The following is a 14,399-nucleotide window of genomic DNA, read 5'->3' as shown; positions in this document are numbered from 1 at the left end:
GCAGCAACGGCTACGACGGTTGTTCGTGGTTTCAGAACCAACACAGTGGACGCGAGCAACTGAGGACAAGCCCTCGGCCTATTAGTACCGGTCACCTCCACACCTCACGGTGCTTCCAGATCCGGCCTATCAACCCAGTCGTCTACTGGGAGCCTTACCCCATCAAGTGGGTGGGAGTCCTCATCTCGAAGCAGGCTTCCCGCTTAGATGCTTTCAGCGGTTATCCCTCCCGAACGTAGCCAACCAGCCATGCCCTTGGCAGAACAACTGGCACACCAGAGGTTCGTCCGTCCCGGTCCTCTCGTACTAGGGACAGCCCTTCTCAAGACTCCTACGCGCACAGCGGATAGGGACCGAACTGTCTCACGACGTTCTAAACCCAGCTCGCGTACCGCTTTAATGGGCGAACAGCCCAACCCTTGGGACCGACTCCAGCCCCAGGATGCGACGAGCCGACATCGAGGTGCCAAACCATCCCGTCGATATGGACTCTTGGGGAAGATCAGCCTGTTATCCCCGGGGTACCTTTTATCCGTTGAGCGACGGCGCTTCCACAAGCCACCGCCGGATCACTAGTCCCGACTTTCGTCCCTGCTCGACCCGTCGGTCTCACAGTCAAGCTCCCTTGTGCACTTACACTCAACACCTGATTACCAACCAGGCTGAGGGAACCTTTGGGCGCCTCCGTTACCCTTTAGGAGGCAACCGCCCCAGTTAAACTACCCATCAGACACTGTCCCTGATCCGGATCACGGACCCAGGTTAGACATCCAGCACGACCAGACTGGTATTTCAACGACGACTCCACAACCACTGGCGTGGCCGCTTCAAAGTCTCCCAGCTATCCTACACAAGCCGAACCGAACACCAATATCAAACTGTAGTAAAGGTCCCGGGGTCTTTCCGTCCTGCTGCGCGAAACGAGCATCTTTACTCGTAGTGCAATTTCACCGGGCCTATGGTTGAGACAGTCGAGAAGTCGTTACGCCATTCGTGCAGGTCGGAACTTACCCGACAAGGAATTTCGCTACCTTAGGATGGTTATAGTTACCACCGCCGTTTACTGGCGCTTAAGTTCTCAGCTTCGCCCACCCGAAAGTGAGCTAACCGGTCCCCTTAACGTTCCAGCACCGGGCAGGCGTCAGTCCGTATACATCGCCTTACGGCTTCGCACGGACCTGTGTTTTTAGTAAACAGTCGCTTCTCGCTGGTCTCTGCGGCCACCCCCAGCTCACACTGCAAGAGTGATCACCAGGCGTGGCCCCCCTTCTCCCGAAGTTACGGGGGCATTTTGCCGAGTTCCTTAACCATAGTTCACCCGAACGCCTCGGTATTCTCTACCTGACCACCTGAGTCGGTTTAGGGTACGGGCCGCCATGAAACTCGCTAGAGGCTTTTCTCGACAGCATAGGATCATCCACTTCACCACAATCGGCTCGGCATCAGGTCTCACCCTGCATGAGCGGCGGATTTACCTACCACTCGGGCTACACCCTTACCCCGGGACAACCATCGCCCGGGATGGACTACCTTCCTGCGTCACCCCATCACTCACCTACTAACCGCTTGGTTCAGCGGCTCCACCACTCCCCCTCACTCCGAAGAGATCAGGGGCGGCTTCACGGCCTTAGCATCACGATGCTCGATGTTTGACGCTTCACAGCGGGTACCGGAATATCAACCGGTTATCCATCGACTACGCCTGTCGGCCTCGCCTTAGGTCCCGACTTACCCTGGGCAGATCAGCTTGACCCAGGAACCCTTAGTCAATCGGCGCACACGTTTCTCACGTGTGAATCGCTACTCATGCCTGCATTCTCACTCGTCAACCGTCCACGACTACCTTCCAGTGCCGCTTCACCCGGCAGACGACGCTCCCCTACCCATCACAGCACCCGTTGGGGCTATACGCTGCAATGACACGACTTCGGCGGTACGCTTGAGCCCCGCTACATTGTCGGCGCGGAATCACTAGACCAGTGAGCTATTACGCACTCTTTCAAGGGTGGCTGCTTCTAAGCCAACCTCCTGGTTGTCTGTGCGACTCCACATCCTTTCCCACTTAGCGTACGCTTAGGGGCCTTAGTCGATGCTCTGGGCTGTTTCCCTCTCGACCATGGAGCTTATCCCCCACAGTCTCACTGCCGCGCTCTCACTTACCGGCATTCGGAGTTTGGCTAAGGTCAGTAACCCGGTAGGGCCCATCGCCTATCCAGTGCTCTACCTCCGGCAAGAAACACACGACGCTGCACCTAAATGCATTTCGGGGAGAACCAGCTATCACGGAGTTTGATTGGCCTTTCACCCCTAACCACAGGTCATCCCCCAGGTTTTCAACCCTGGTGGGTTCGGTCCTCCACGAAGTCTTACCTCCGCTTCAACCTGCCCATGGCTAGATCACTCCGCTTCGGGTCTTGAGCGTGCTACTGAAACGCCCTATTCGGACTCGCTTTCGCTACGGCTTCCCCACACGGGTTAACCTCGCAACACACCGCAAACTCGCAGGCTCATTCTTCAAAAGGCACGCAGTCACGAGACGAGGACAAGTCCTCGTCCGACGCTCCCACGGCTTGTAGGCACACGGTTTCAGGTACTATTTCACTCCCCTCCCGGGGTACTTTTCACCATTCCCTCACGGTACTATCCGCTATCGGTCACCAGGGAATATTTAGGCTTAGCGGGTGGTCCCGCCAGATTCACACGGGATTTCTCGGGCCCCGTGCTACTTGGGTGTCTCTCAAACGAGCCGCTGACGTTTCGACTACGGGGGTCTTACCCTCTACGCCGGACCTTTCGCATGTCCTTCGCCTACATCAACGGTTTCTGACTCGTCCTACGGCCGGCAGACCGTAGAAGAGAGATCCCACAACCCCGCATGCGCAACCCCTGCCGGGTCTCACACGCATACGGTTTGGCCTCATCCGGTTTCGCTCGCCACTACTCCCGGAATCACGGTTGTTTTCTCTTCCTGCGGGTACTGAGATGTTTCACTTCCCCGCGTTCCCTCCACTTGCCCTATGTGTTCAGACAAGGGTGACAGCCCATGACGACTGCCGGGTTTCCCCATTCGGAAACCCCCGGATCAAAGCCTGGTTGACGACTCCCCGGGGACTATCGTGGCCTCCCACGTCCTTCATCGGTTCCTGGTGCCAAGGCATCCACCGTGCGCCCTTAAAAACTTGGCCACAGATGCTCGCGTCCACTGTGCAGTTCTCAAACAACGACCAACCACCCGTCACACACCAACACTCTGGTGCTTCACCGGGGCCGGCAACCGAAGACCCGACCAGACGGCCGTGCCCTCAGACACCCAACAGCGTGCCCGGCCAGATCCCGTCCGGAGATCATGCGTTCCACGCTCCGAAGAGCAGTACTAGCAGCCTCCGACCCGAGGTCCTGACCGAATAATCAACGTTCCACCCATGAGCAACCAGCACCGGACATTCGCCGATGTACTGGCCCCTGGACCGCCGAAGCGGCCTAGAAGTGCTCCTTAGAAAGGAGGTGATCCAGCCGCACCTTCCGGTACGGCTACCTTGTTACGACTTCGTCCCAATCGCTAGTCCCACCTTCGACAGCTCCCTCCCACAAGGGGTTGGGCCACCGGCTTCGGGTGTTACCAACTTTCGTGACGTGACGGGCGGTGTGTACAAGGCCCGGGAACGTATTCACCGCAGCAATGCTGATCTGCGATTACTAGCGACTCCGACTTCATGGGGTCGAGTTGCAGACCCCAATCCGAACTGAGACCGGCTTTTTGAGATTCGCTCCACCTCACGGTATCGCAGCTCATTGTACCGGCCATTGTAGCACGTGTGCAGCCCAAGACATAAGGGGCATGATGACTTGACGTCGTCCCCACCTTCCTCCGAGTTGACCCCGGCGGTCTCCTGTGAGTCCCCATCACCCCGAAGGGCATGCTGGCAACACAGAACAAGGGTTGCGCTCGTTGCGGGACTTAACCCAACATCTCACGACACGAGCTGACGACAGCCATGCACCACCTGTACACCGACCACAAGGGGGGCACTATCTCTAATGCTTTCCGGTGTATGTCAAGCCTTGGTAAGGTTCTTCGCGTTGCGTCGAATTAAGCCACATGCTCCGCCGCTTGTGCGGGCCCCCGTCAATTCCTTTGAGTTTTAGCCTTGCGGCCGTACTCCCCAGGCGGGGAACTTAATGCGTTAGCTGCGGCACCGACGACGTGGAATGTCGCCAACACCTAGTTCCCACCGTTTACGGCGTGGACTACCAGGGTATCTAATCCTGTTCGCTCCCCACGCTTTCGCTCCTCAGCGTCAGTAATGGCCCAGAGATCCGCCTTCGCCACCGGTGTTCCTCCTGATATCTGCGCATTTCACCGCTACACCAGGAATTCCGATCTCCCCTACCACACTCTAGCTAGCCCGTATCGACTGCAGACTCGGGGTTAAGCCCCGAGCTTTCACAATCGACGTGACAAGCCGCCTACGAGCTCTTTACGCCCAATAATTCCGGACAACGCTTGCGCCCTACGTATTACCGCGGCTGCTGGCACGTAGTTAGCCGGCGCTTCTTCTGCAGGTACCGTCACTCTCGCTTCTTCCCTGCTGAAAGAGGTTTACAACCCGAAGGCCGTCATCCCTCACGCGGCGTCGCTGCATCAGGCTTTCGCCCATTGTGCAATATTCCCCACTGCTGCCTCCCGTAGGAGTCTGGGCCGTGTCTCAGTCCCAGTGTGGCCGGTCGCCCTCTCAGGCCGGCTACCCGTCGTCGCCTTGGTGAGCCATTACCTCACCAACAAGCTGATAGGCCGCGGGCTCATCCTTCACCGCCGGAGCTTTACAGCCCAGGAGATGCCTCCCAGGCTCATATCCGGTATTAGACCCCGTTTCCAGGGCTTGTCCCAGAGTGAAGGGCAGATTGCCCACGTGTTACTCACCCGTTCGCCACTAATCCCCACCGAAGTGGTTCATCGTTCGACTTGCATGTGTTAAGCACGCCGCCAGCGTTCGTCCTGAGCCAGGATCAAACTCTCCGTGAATGTTTTCCCGTAATCGGGATGAACACCACGAGAGCGGTGCGAGAGGAGGAATGATCCCCTCGCACACAGCGTCCTCGCTGTGTTTTTCAAAGGAACCTCGTCCCAGCAGACGCTGGAGACGGGGTATCAACATATCTGGCGTTGATTTTTGGCACGCTGTTGAGTTCTCAAGGAACGGTCGCTTCCTTTGTACTCACCCTCTCGGGCTTTCCTCCGGGCTTCCCTTCGGTGTTTCCGACTCTATCAGATCTTTCCGATCCGATTTCCTCGGCGCTTTCCAGGTTCCCGCTTTCGCGTTTCCCTTTCCGGCGGTTCCGACTCTATCAGATCCTTTCTCGGCCTGATCCCCAGTCAGCGGGGTTTGTCCTGGGCTTTTGGGCTTTCGTCCGTCGGCCTTTCGACATTCACTACGCTAGCCGATTTCCCTGGTGACTCATAATCGAGTCCTTGCGAGTTCGAATTCAGGTACGCAGGCGCACCGAAGACGACCCCGCTGAAGGGGTGTTCGTTAGGTAGTGGGTTGGCCGCTCCGGCTGCAGGCGATCGCCGTACCCGGTTCAGCGGCTCGGGCTACGTTACGCACCTTCCGCGGGCGAGTCAACTTCCCCGTCAACTTCGGCGGCGTCTCGGCACATGGGCCCGGTACGGGCTCACCGTCGAGTCGTCGGCGACCCAGAAGCGCCACGGGTGGACGTCGCCGTTGCCGCCCTCGCCGGCCACTCCGGTGCGCGGACCGTTGCGTACCTGATCGGCACGGACGGGTGTACCGGCGACCATCCGTACAGGGGTGTCGCCGGCGGCGCAGGCGTCGGTGCCATCGAGGGTCCGGTCCACGGCCAGGGCCATGGCCAGACGGGCCGGACCTTTGGCCAGCTCCTTGTCGTTGCGGGCCGAGAGGCGGCGGGCGCGGGCCAGCTCGGCGCCCTCGACGATCTCGCCGGCGCGGAGCAGGACTCCGCTCGCCCTGCCCTCGGGTCCGCACACCAGGTTCATGCAGTGCCACATGCCGTAGGTGAAGTAGACGTATACGTGGCCGGGGGGACCGAACATCACGCCGTTGCGGGCCGTGCGGCCGCGATAGGCGTGGGAGCCGGGGTCGTTCGGGCCGTCGTAGGCCTCGACCTCCGTCAGGCGCAGGGCGATCGGGCCGTCGGGAGTCGTTCGCACCAGGACGCGGCCCAGCAGGTCGGGGGCGACCTCCACGACGTGGCGGTCGAAGAACTCTCTGGGCAGCGGCGTACGGTCCGAGGGCGCGATCACGCCTCACGAGCGTAGTCCAGCCGGATGGGATCATTGATCGGGAATCATCCAGGAACCGATCAGGAGGTACCGAGGTGACCGAGCTCAAGCGGCGGCCGCTCCCCCACGACTTCCATCCGCCCGTGCCGTCCTTCACGGTCACGAGCGACGACGTCCGGGAGGGCGCGACGCTCGGGGACGCTCAGGTCCACGCGGGCGGGAACACCTCCCCGCAGCTGCGCTGGGCGGGTTTTCCGCCGGAGACCAAGAGTTTCGCCGTGACCTGCTACGACCCGGACGCCCCGACGGGCAGCGGGTTCTGGCACTGGGTGGTGTTCGACATCCCGGCCTCGGCGACCGAGCTGCCTGCGGGTGCGGGCGGCGGCGCGTTCAAGGGGCTTCCCGAGGGCGCCGTGCACGCGCGCAACGACTACGGCACGAAGGACTTCGGCGGTGCCGCGCCGCCGCCCGGCGACGGACCGCACCGGTATGTGTTCACGGTGTACGCCGTGGACCAGGACAGGCTCGGTCCGGACTCGGACGCCTCGCCCGCGGTGGTGGGCTTCAACCTGCGCTTCCACACGCTGGCGCGCGCGCAGCTGATCGGTGAGTACGAGAATCCCGCCGGGGGCTGAGCCGCGCGGCGCGCAGGCCGCCGTTCACTGAACGTTTGCCCGCTTCTGGTCTTGGACGTGGCCGGGGGCGGGCATTTTTATTGCGTTGTCCATCCCGGCGAGCCCGGCCAGAGTTGATCCAGCCCGCCAGGCGGTGGGCCGGCGCTCTTGGGAGGTGGGCTGGGATGCGGGACACGCTGGTGCTGAACGCGAGCTTCGAGCCGCTGTCGACGGTGACGCTGAAGCGAGCGGTCGTGTTGGTGCTCCAGTCGAAGGCCGTGGTCGAGCAGGCCCATCCGGAGCTGCGGCTGCGTGGTGCCGAGGTCGACATCCCCGCGCCCCGGGTCATACGGCTGTGCCGGTATGTGAGGGTGCCCTTCCGAAGACAGGCTCCGTGGTCGAGGCGGGGTGTGCTCGTACGGGACCGGCACCGGTGCGCGTACTGCGGGCGGCGCGCGACGACCGTGGACCACGTGGTGCCGCGGTCGCGGGGCGGGCAGGACACCTGGCTGAACACGGTGGCCTCGTGCGCGGAGGACAACCACCGCAAGGCGGACCGGACTCCGGAGCAGGCCGGGATGCCGCTGCTGCGGGAGCCGTTCGAGCCGACGCCCGCGGACGCGATGCTTCTGGCGTTGGGGCAGGAGGAGTTGGAGGCGCTTCCCGCCTGGCTGGCCCGGTCGGCCGCATAGGCGTACGTCAGTGGGGCCCGCCTTCGTTACGAAGGCGGGCCCCACTGACATGGCGGACCGGACGGGTCAGTCGATGGACGGCTTCTCGCGGCGTTCGGTGGCCGCGGGGGCGTTGCCGCCGCTCGGAGCGCCGCCCAGGGAACCGAAGTTGCCGATGGCTCCGGACAGGCCCTTGAGGGCGTCGCCGATCTCGCTGGGTACGATCCAGAGCTTGTTGGCGTCGCCCTCGGCGATCTTCGGGAGCATCTGGAGGTACTGGTAGGAGAGCAGCTTCTGGTCGGGGTCTCCGGCGTGGATGGACTCGAAGACGGTGCGGATGGCCTGGGCCTCACCCTCGGCGCGCAGGGCTGCGGCCTTGGCCTCACCCTCGGCGCGCAGGATCTGGGACTGCTTCTCGCCCTCGGCGGTGAGGATGGCGGCCTGGCGCGTACCTTCGGCGGTGAGGATCGCGGCGCGCTTGTCGCGGTCGGCGCGCATCTGCTTCTCCATCGAGTCCTGGATGGAGGTGGGCGGTTCGATGGCCTTCAGCTCGACGCGGTTGACGCGGATGCCCCACTTGCCGGTGGCCTCGTCGAGGACGCCGCGCAGGGCCGCGTTGATCTCCTCGCGGGAGGTCAGGGTGCGCTCCAGGTCCATGCCGCCGATGATGTTGCGCAGGGTGGTGACCGTGAGCTGCTCGATGGCCTGGATGTAGCTGGCGACCTCGTAGGTGGCGGCGCGGGCGTCGGTCACCTGGTAGTAGATGACGGTGTCGATGTTCACGACCAGGTTGTCCTGGGTGATCACCGGCTGCGGCGGGAACGGCACGACCTGTTCACGCAGGTCGATGCGGTTGCGGATGGTGTCGATGAACGGGACGACGATGTTGAGGCCCGCGTTCAGTGTCCGTGTGTAGCGGCCGAAGCGCTCGACGATGGCGGCGCTCGCCTGTGGGATGACCTGGATCGTCTTGATCAGGGCGATGAAGACCAACACCACCAGGATGATCAGAACGATGATGACCGGTGCCATCGTTGCTGCCCGTACCCTTCTCCGCCTCGGCTCTTTCGGAAGATCTTACGGTTGTCGAAGATCTTGCTGGTCGAGTCTGACAGACCGTTACCCAACTCGCTGCCTGTTCAGCCCACTTGCGTTGTCGTCTTTGGTGCGAGGTCACATGACGACGGCGGTGGCGCCCTCGATGTCCACGACGTCGACCTGTTCGCCGGCTTCGTAGACGTGGTCCGTGTCGAGCGCGCGTGCCGACCAGATCTCCCCGGCGAGCTTGATACGGCCGCCGGAGCCGTCGACGCGCTCCAGGACGACGGCCTGCTTGCCCTTCAACGCGTCCACTCCTGTGGCCAGTTCGGGGCGCTGTTTGCCGTGCCGGGCCGCGATGGGCCGGACGACGGCGATGAGGGCGACCGAGACGACGACGAAGGTGAGCACCTGGACGACGACGCCGAAGCCGAAGCCCGCGACGGCCGCGGCGGCGACCGCCCCCACCGCGAACATGCCGAACTCCGGCATCGCGGTCACCACGAGCGGGATTCCGAGCGCCGCCGCGCCGACCAGCCACCACACCCATGCGTCGATGTTGTTCACATGGTCATGTTAGGCCGCGGGCGGTGACGGCGGACAGGGTGCGGAGTGGGTTCAGGACAGCGGCAGTCCCTGGGCGGTCCAGCGGTCACCGACCTGTTCGACGACGAGCGGGAGACCGAAGCACAGGGAGAGGTTGCGGGAGGTGAGTTCGAGCTCCAGCGGGCCGGCGGCGAGGACCTTGCCCTGGCGGATCATCAGGACGTGGGTGAAGCCGGGGGCGATCTCCTCGACATGGTGGGTGACCATGATCATCGAAGGGGCGATCGGGTCCCGGGCGAGCCGGCCGAGACGGCGGACCAGGTCCTCGCGGCCGCCGAGGTCGAGACCGGCGGCGGGCTCGTCGAGCAGGAGCAGTTCCGGGTCGGTCATCAGGGCGCGGGCGATCAGGGTGCGCTTGCGCTCGCCCTCGGAGAGGGTGCCGAACCTGCGGTCCAGGTAGTCGCTCATGCCGAGGCGGTCGAGGAAGGCGCGGGCGCGCTGCTCGTCGACGTCCTCGTACTCCTCCTGCCAGCCGGCGGTCATGCCGTAGGCGGCGGTCAGCACGGTCTGGAGCACGGTCTGGCGCTTGGGGAGCTTCTCGGCCAGGGCGATGCCGGCCATGCCGACGCGGGGGCGCAGCTCGAAGACGTCGGTGCCGGGCCTGCCGAGCGTCTCGCCGAGGACGGTGGCGGTGCCGCTGCTGGGGAAGAGGTAGGTGGAGGCGACGTTCAGCAGGGTGGTCTTGCCGGCGCCGTTGGGGCCGAGGATGACCCAGCGCTCACCCTCCTTGACCGACCAGGAGACCTGATCCACGAGAGCCCGGCCCTCACGGACCACGGATACGTCCTGAAGCTCCAGAACATCGCTCATGAGCGCGTTGTCTCCCCTTGCAGTGTGCCGCCGGTCTCGGCTGTCGCGTACGCCTGTGGCTGGGTCCGCCGCGCCGGTGGGCGCAGCCCTCACCGAATCTACGCCACGAGCCGGGCGGGCCGTTCCATCGGTCCGGTCCTTAGGGTGGAGGCATGCTCTCGGAACCGCGCTCTGGACGTCTCGCCGCATGGGGAAACTCCCTCTTGTCCGGATATGTCTCGCCGGACGACGCCGTGCTCGCCATCGTCGGGGACGACGCTGTCCATCGGGTGGAAGGGCTGCCTGGGGAGTCGGGGCCGGTCGGACTCACGTTGGCCCTGGGGCGGCTGCGGCGGCTCGGGGTGGGCGCGCTGCGGGTGGCGCTGCCCGCGCCGGGGCATCCGCTGGGGCTGAGCGGGCCGCCGGAGTTCAACGCGCGGGCGCTGGAGGCCGGGGAGGCGGTGCTCTGCCACGGGGCCGCGTTCGGGCTGGTGCCCCAGGTGCACGAGGCAGGGCCCGAGGGCGATGTGCACACGGAGGTGCTGTGGCACGTGCTGCCCGTGCGGGAGGCGCCGCCGGCCGACGTGCCGTCACTGGGCGAGGCCGAGCGGGAACTGGCGGAGGCGCTGCGGGAGGCGACTTCGGTGCTGTCGCGGCTGGACGTGGCCGGATCGGGGCCGGTGGCGGAGGCGGCGATCGACGCGTACCGGGCGCGGTCCGAGCGGGGGCAGGAGGTTCTGGCGCCGGGGTATCCGCCGCGCGCGGTGCGGGTGCTGGAGCTGGCGCGGCGGGTGGCACTGCTGGTCTCGCTGGCGTACGAGAACGGGCACGGGGGCGCCGTGAGCGCGTCCGAGATGGCGGCGCGGGGGGCCGCGCTGCGGCCGGTGGAGCGGACGGCTCGGCGGGCGCAGGTGGCGGCGTACAACTCGGTGGTGGAGGAGCGGGAGAAACGGGAGAAAGGGGCGCGCTGACGCGTGGCCCGACCGGCGTCGAGTCTGCCCGCGGACGGCGGAGGGGAACGCGAAACGGCCTCCCGGGGGGAGCCGGGAGGCCGTCGGTCGAGGTGGCTCAGCGGTGGAGGCCGAGGTTGCCGAAGGCGGGGTTCAGGACGCCGATGACGTTGACGCTGTTCCCGACGGCGTTGACCGGGATGTGGACCGGGGCCTGGACGACGTTGCCCGAGACGACGCCCGGGGAGCCCTTGGCGGCGCCGCAGGCCCAGGCACCGTCGGTGGCGGAGGCCATCGAGGCGCCTGCGGCCACGAGCCCCCCGGCCACCATCGTCACGGCCGCCGCCTTCTTCAGGTTCTTCACTTCCGACCCCTCCTGGTGATCGCCGCGGCGGTCGCCGCGGCACGCACTGGAGAACGGCCGGGGCGCACGGAGGTTGCGCCATCCGGGGGACATTCCCACGACGGTATGAATCTCACTCCGGAGCGGGACCCTCCGCATTGCCGTCCGCGGGTGGAGTCAGCCGCTCACGCCGTGGCGTACGGCCCACAGCGCGGCCTGGGTGCGGTCCGCCAGGTCGAGCTTCATCAGGATGTTCGACACATGTGTCTTGACGGTCTTCTCGGAGAGCACCAGGGCCCGGGCGATCTCGCGGTTCGAGCGGCCGTCGGCTATCAGGCCGAGCACCTCCCGCTCCCGCTCCGTCAGTGACGTTCCGCGGCTCTGGCCGGAGTTGTTCTCCTCCTGGGACAACAGGGCACCCGCGACCTCCGGTTGGAGGAGGACGTGCCCGGCGTGCACCGAGCGGATGGCGCCGGCGAGAGCGTCGGGGTCCACGTCCTTGTAGACGTACCCGGCGGCGCCCGCGCGCAGCGCCGGGACCACCGTGCGCTGCTCGGTGAAGCTGGTGACGATCAGCACGCGCGCGGGGTTGTCGAGTTCGCGGAGTCGGCGCAGCGCCTCGACCCCGTCCATGACCGGCATCTTGACGTCCATGAGGACGACGTCGGGCCTCAGTTCCTCGGCGCGGGCGACTCCCTCGGCGCCGTCCGCCGCCTCGCCCACGACCTCGATGTCGTCCTGCACCTCCAGAAAGGTGCGCAGGCCCCGGCGGACCACCTGGTGGTCGTCGACGAGCAGCACCTTGATTGCGTCAGCCACCGGGGACCTCCATCTCGATCGCGGTGCCCTTGCCGGGCTCCGATTCCACCGTCAGCCGTCCGCCGACCCCGCTCGCCCGGTCCCGCATGGAGACCAGGCCGAGATGGCGGCCCGCGCGGCGCACCGCCTTCGGGTCGAAGCCGGTGCCGTCGTCGGTGATGCGCAGGACGGCACCGCTGCCACGGCGGTCCAGGGTGACGTGGACGTGGTCCGCCCACGCGTGCCGCAGCGCGTTGTGCAGGCCTTCCTGGGCGACGCGGAGCATGGCCTCCTCCTGCGCGGCCGGCAGGGCGCGGATACCGCGGGTGGTGAAGGTGACGCGCGCGCTGTGGGCGCGGTCGAGGACCTGGATCTGGGTACGGAGGGTGGCCACGAGGCCGTCCTCGTCGAGGGCGGCGGGGCGCAGCTCCACGACGGCGGCGCGCAGTTCGTCGGCGGCCTCGGCGGCGAGCGCGGCCACCTGCTGCAGTTCGCCCTTGGCGCGCGCCGGATCGCGGTCGACGAGGGCGGCGGCGGCCTGGGCGGTCAGGCGCAGGGAGAACAGTTTCTGGCTGACCGCGTCGTGCAGTTCGTGGGCGAGGCGGGAGCGCTCCTCGGCGATGGTCAGCTCGCGGCTGCGTTCGTAGAGGCGGGCGTTGGTGAGGGCGATCGCGGCGTGCTGGGCGAGGATGGCGAGCAGTTCCTCGTCCTCCTCGGTGAAGCCGCAGCCGCCCCGGGGCGTCTCGCGGTTCTTGTTCGCGAGGAACAGGGCGCCGATGACCTCGTCGCCGTCGCGGATCGGCAGGCCCAGGAAGTCGGACATCTCCGGGTGGGCGGCGGGCCAGCCCTCGAAGCGCGGGTCCTCGCGCAGGTCCGCGAGGCGCTCGACGCGGGCCTCGTGCAGCATCGCGGCGAGGATGCCGTGCTGGCGCGGGAGCGGGCCGATGGCCCGCCACTGCTCGTCGCTGACCCCGTCGACCACGAACTGGGCGAAGCCCCCGTGGTCGTCCGGTACGCCGAGGGCGGCGTACTGCGCGTCGAGCAGTTCGCGGGCCGAGGCGACGATCGTCTTCAGGACGTCGCGCACCTCCAGATGCCTGCTCATGGCCAGCAGCGCGGCGCTCACCGCGGCGAGGCCGGACCTGGGGCCTTGACTCATGCCCTCACGGTACCGGCGGGGGTGACGGCGCGGATCGGCCCTGTGACGGCCGCGCCCCGGTCGCTGGACCTAGGTCCGGCGGCCCGGTACCGGGCGGGCCGGCGGCGCATACCGCGTCCTACTCGGAGAATCCGCTCACCCAGCGCGTTGCGACGGCAACCAACGGTGAGAAAACCTCGCCCCCGATGTGAGGGCACCCATAGGACGCAGGTCACGTACGAACGGACATAGGAGACAACGGGCCCCATCGCGAACGGGACAGACGCTCCTGTCTGTCCTATTTTGTCCGTTCCGCTCCACTATCCGGCTTCGTACGTCACACCTTTGCCAGGGCATTTTGCGGCCGCTAAGAATTGCTCTCGTCGCTCAACGCCGCGGGTTTCCGCTCGCGGCGATTGTGTGGGACGGACCCCCTCCCGCAGTCCGGAGAGCGACCTCCGAGCTACTCGAAGAGGTCTATTTCGCCATGCCCGCAAACTTCCGTCGTCACAGTCGTGCCCTGGCCCAGCCCCGCAAGATCGCCGTCGCCGGCGTCGCCGTCCTCGGTGCGGCCGCAGTGGCCTTCTCGGCCGCACCCAGCCAGGCCGAACCGACGAGCAGCGTCGCCGCCGCCCCGGTGCAGCTCGGCTCCCAGCCGATCCAGGGCGTCAAGGCCAGCGTCACCGACCAGCTCGCGGGCGAGAGCGTGAAGATCCAGGCGATCGCGGCCAAGAAGCAGGCCGCCGTGAAGCAGCAGGCCCGGGCCGCCGCCCTGCACAAGGCCAAGGCCGCGCACGAGGCCAAGCAGGCCGCGAGCCGGTCCGCCAAGCGCCCGCAGATGCAGACGGTCGCCGTCCACACCAGCTACGGCAACAACCTGGACGGCTGGATCCGGCAGGCGCTCGCCGTCATGAAGCAGCACAACATCCCCGGCTCCTACAGCGGCCTGCACCGCAACATCATGCGCGAGTCCTCGGGCAACCCGAACGCCATCAACAACTGGGACATCAACGCGCGCAACGGCATCCCGTCCAAGGGTCTGCTCCAGGTCATCGGCCCGACCTTCAACGCGTACCACGTGCCCGGCACGTCCAAGAACATCTACGACCCCGTCGCCAACATCACCGCCGCCGCCAACTACGCGGCGCACCGGTACGGCTCCATCGACCACGTCAACAGCGCGTACTGAG

At 65.8% G+C, this 14,399-nt stretch carries 11 protein-coding genes and 2 rRNA genes; 4 read left to right on the top strand and 9 right to left on the bottom strand.

The window, feature by feature from the left end; translation table 11 throughout:
• Window positions 1–61: 61 nt before the first annotated feature.
• The 3 genes from TNCT6_RS24770 to TNCT6_RS24755 form a co-directional block, all read right to left on the bottom strand.
• Window positions 62–3,185, bottom strand: a 23S ribosomal RNA gene (locus TNCT6_RS24770).
• Between the two features lie 312 nt (window positions 3,186–3,497).
• A 16S ribosomal RNA gene (locus tag TNCT6_RS24765) occupies window positions 3,498–5,023 on the bottom strand.
• The 16S and 23S rRNA genes sit together here, the layout of an rRNA operon.
• A gap of 609 nt (window positions 5,024–5,632) precedes the next feature.
• Complete coding sequence (locus TNCT6_RS24755; RefSeq protein WP_141362281.1) at window positions 5,633–6,283, bottom strand: DNA-3-methyladenine glycosylase; 651 nt, start codon at window positions 6,281–6,283, stop codon at window positions 5,633–5,635.
• 74 nt (window positions 6,284–6,357) lie between these two features.
• On the opposite strand from TNCT6_RS24755, the gene TNCT6_RS24750 reads away from it, so the two are divergent.
• Together TNCT6_RS24750 and TNCT6_RS24745 are read left to right on the top strand one after the other, a co-directional pair.
• Window positions 6,358–6,897, top strand: a complete 540-nt coding sequence (locus TNCT6_RS24750) for a YbhB/YbcL family Raf kinase inhibitor-like protein (protein ID WP_141362278.1) — start codon at window positions 6,358–6,360, stop codon at window positions 6,895–6,897.
• A 164-nt stretch (window positions 6,898–7,061) separates the two neighbouring features.
• Window positions 7,062–7,568, top strand: a complete 507-nt coding sequence (locus TNCT6_RS24745) for an HNH endonuclease (protein WP_141362276.1) — start codon at window positions 7,062–7,064, stop codon at window positions 7,566–7,568.
• Window positions 7,569–7,634: 66 nt separating this feature from the next.
• Here the strand turns inward: TNCT6_RS24745 and TNCT6_RS24740 are convergent, their stop codons facing one another.
• The 3 genes from TNCT6_RS24740 to TNCT6_RS24730 form a co-directional block, all read right to left on the bottom strand.
• Window positions 7,635–8,579, bottom strand: coding sequence for an SPFH domain-containing protein (locus TNCT6_RS24740; protein ID WP_141362274.1), 945 nt, complete (start codon window positions 8,577–8,579; stop codon window positions 7,635–7,637).
• A 141-nt stretch (window positions 8,580–8,720) separates the two neighbouring features.
• Entirely contained in the window at window positions 8,721–9,152 is a 432-nt protein-coding gene (locus tag TNCT6_RS24735) for an NfeD family protein (RefSeq protein WP_141362272.1), read from the bottom strand.
• A 51-nt stretch (window positions 9,153–9,203) separates the two neighbouring features.
• Complete coding sequence (locus TNCT6_RS24730) at window positions 9,204–10,001, bottom strand: ABC transporter ATP-binding protein (protein ID WP_141362270.1); 798 nt, start codon at window positions 9,999–10,001, stop codon at window positions 9,204–9,206.
• 152 nt (window positions 10,002–10,153) lie between these two features.
• On the opposite strand from TNCT6_RS24730, the gene TNCT6_RS24725 reads away from it, so the two are divergent.
• Entirely contained in the window at window positions 10,154–10,951 is a 798-nt protein-coding gene (locus tag TNCT6_RS24725) for a hypothetical protein (RefSeq protein ID WP_141362268.1), read from the top strand.
• 97 nt (window positions 10,952–11,048) lie between these two features.
• Here TNCT6_RS24725 and chpE read toward each other — a convergent pair whose 3' ends face one another.
• The 3 genes from chpE to TNCT6_RS24710 form a co-directional block, all read right to left on the bottom strand.
• Window positions 11,049–11,294 (bottom strand): chaplin ChpE, encoded by a 246-nt coding sequence (gene chpE, locus TNCT6_RS24720; RefSeq protein WP_141362266.1) that lies wholly within the window; start codon window positions 11,292–11,294, stop codon window positions 11,049–11,051.
• A 156-nt stretch (window positions 11,295–11,450) separates the two neighbouring features.
• Complete coding sequence (locus tag TNCT6_RS24715) at window positions 11,451–12,092, bottom strand: response regulator transcription factor (RefSeq protein WP_141362264.1); 642 nt, start codon at window positions 12,090–12,092, stop codon at window positions 11,451–11,453.
• Window positions 12,085–13,230, bottom strand: coding sequence for a GAF domain-containing sensor histidine kinase (locus TNCT6_RS24710; RefSeq protein WP_141362262.1), 1,146 nt, complete (start codon window positions 13,228–13,230; stop codon window positions 12,085–12,087). The genes TNCT6_RS24715 and TNCT6_RS24710 overlap by 8 nt, the downstream gene beginning before the upstream one ends.
• A gap of 466 nt (window positions 13,231–13,696) precedes the next feature.
• Here TNCT6_RS24710 and TNCT6_RS24705 point away from each other — a divergent pair, with 466 nt between their 5' ends.
• Entirely contained in the window at window positions 13,697–14,398 is a 702-nt protein-coding gene (locus TNCT6_RS24705) for a transglycosylase SLT domain-containing protein (protein ID WP_141362260.1), read from the top strand.
• The last annotated feature ends 1 nt before the right edge of the window (window position 14,399 follow it).

It is taken from the genome of Streptomyces sp. 6-11-2 (assembly GCF_006540305.1).
Classification (GTDB): domain Bacteria; phylum Actinomycetota; class Actinomycetes; order Streptomycetales; family Streptomycetaceae; genus Streptomyces.
Note: the sequence above shows the minus strand (reverse complement) of the source record. Positions and strands in the feature narration are given on the sequence as shown.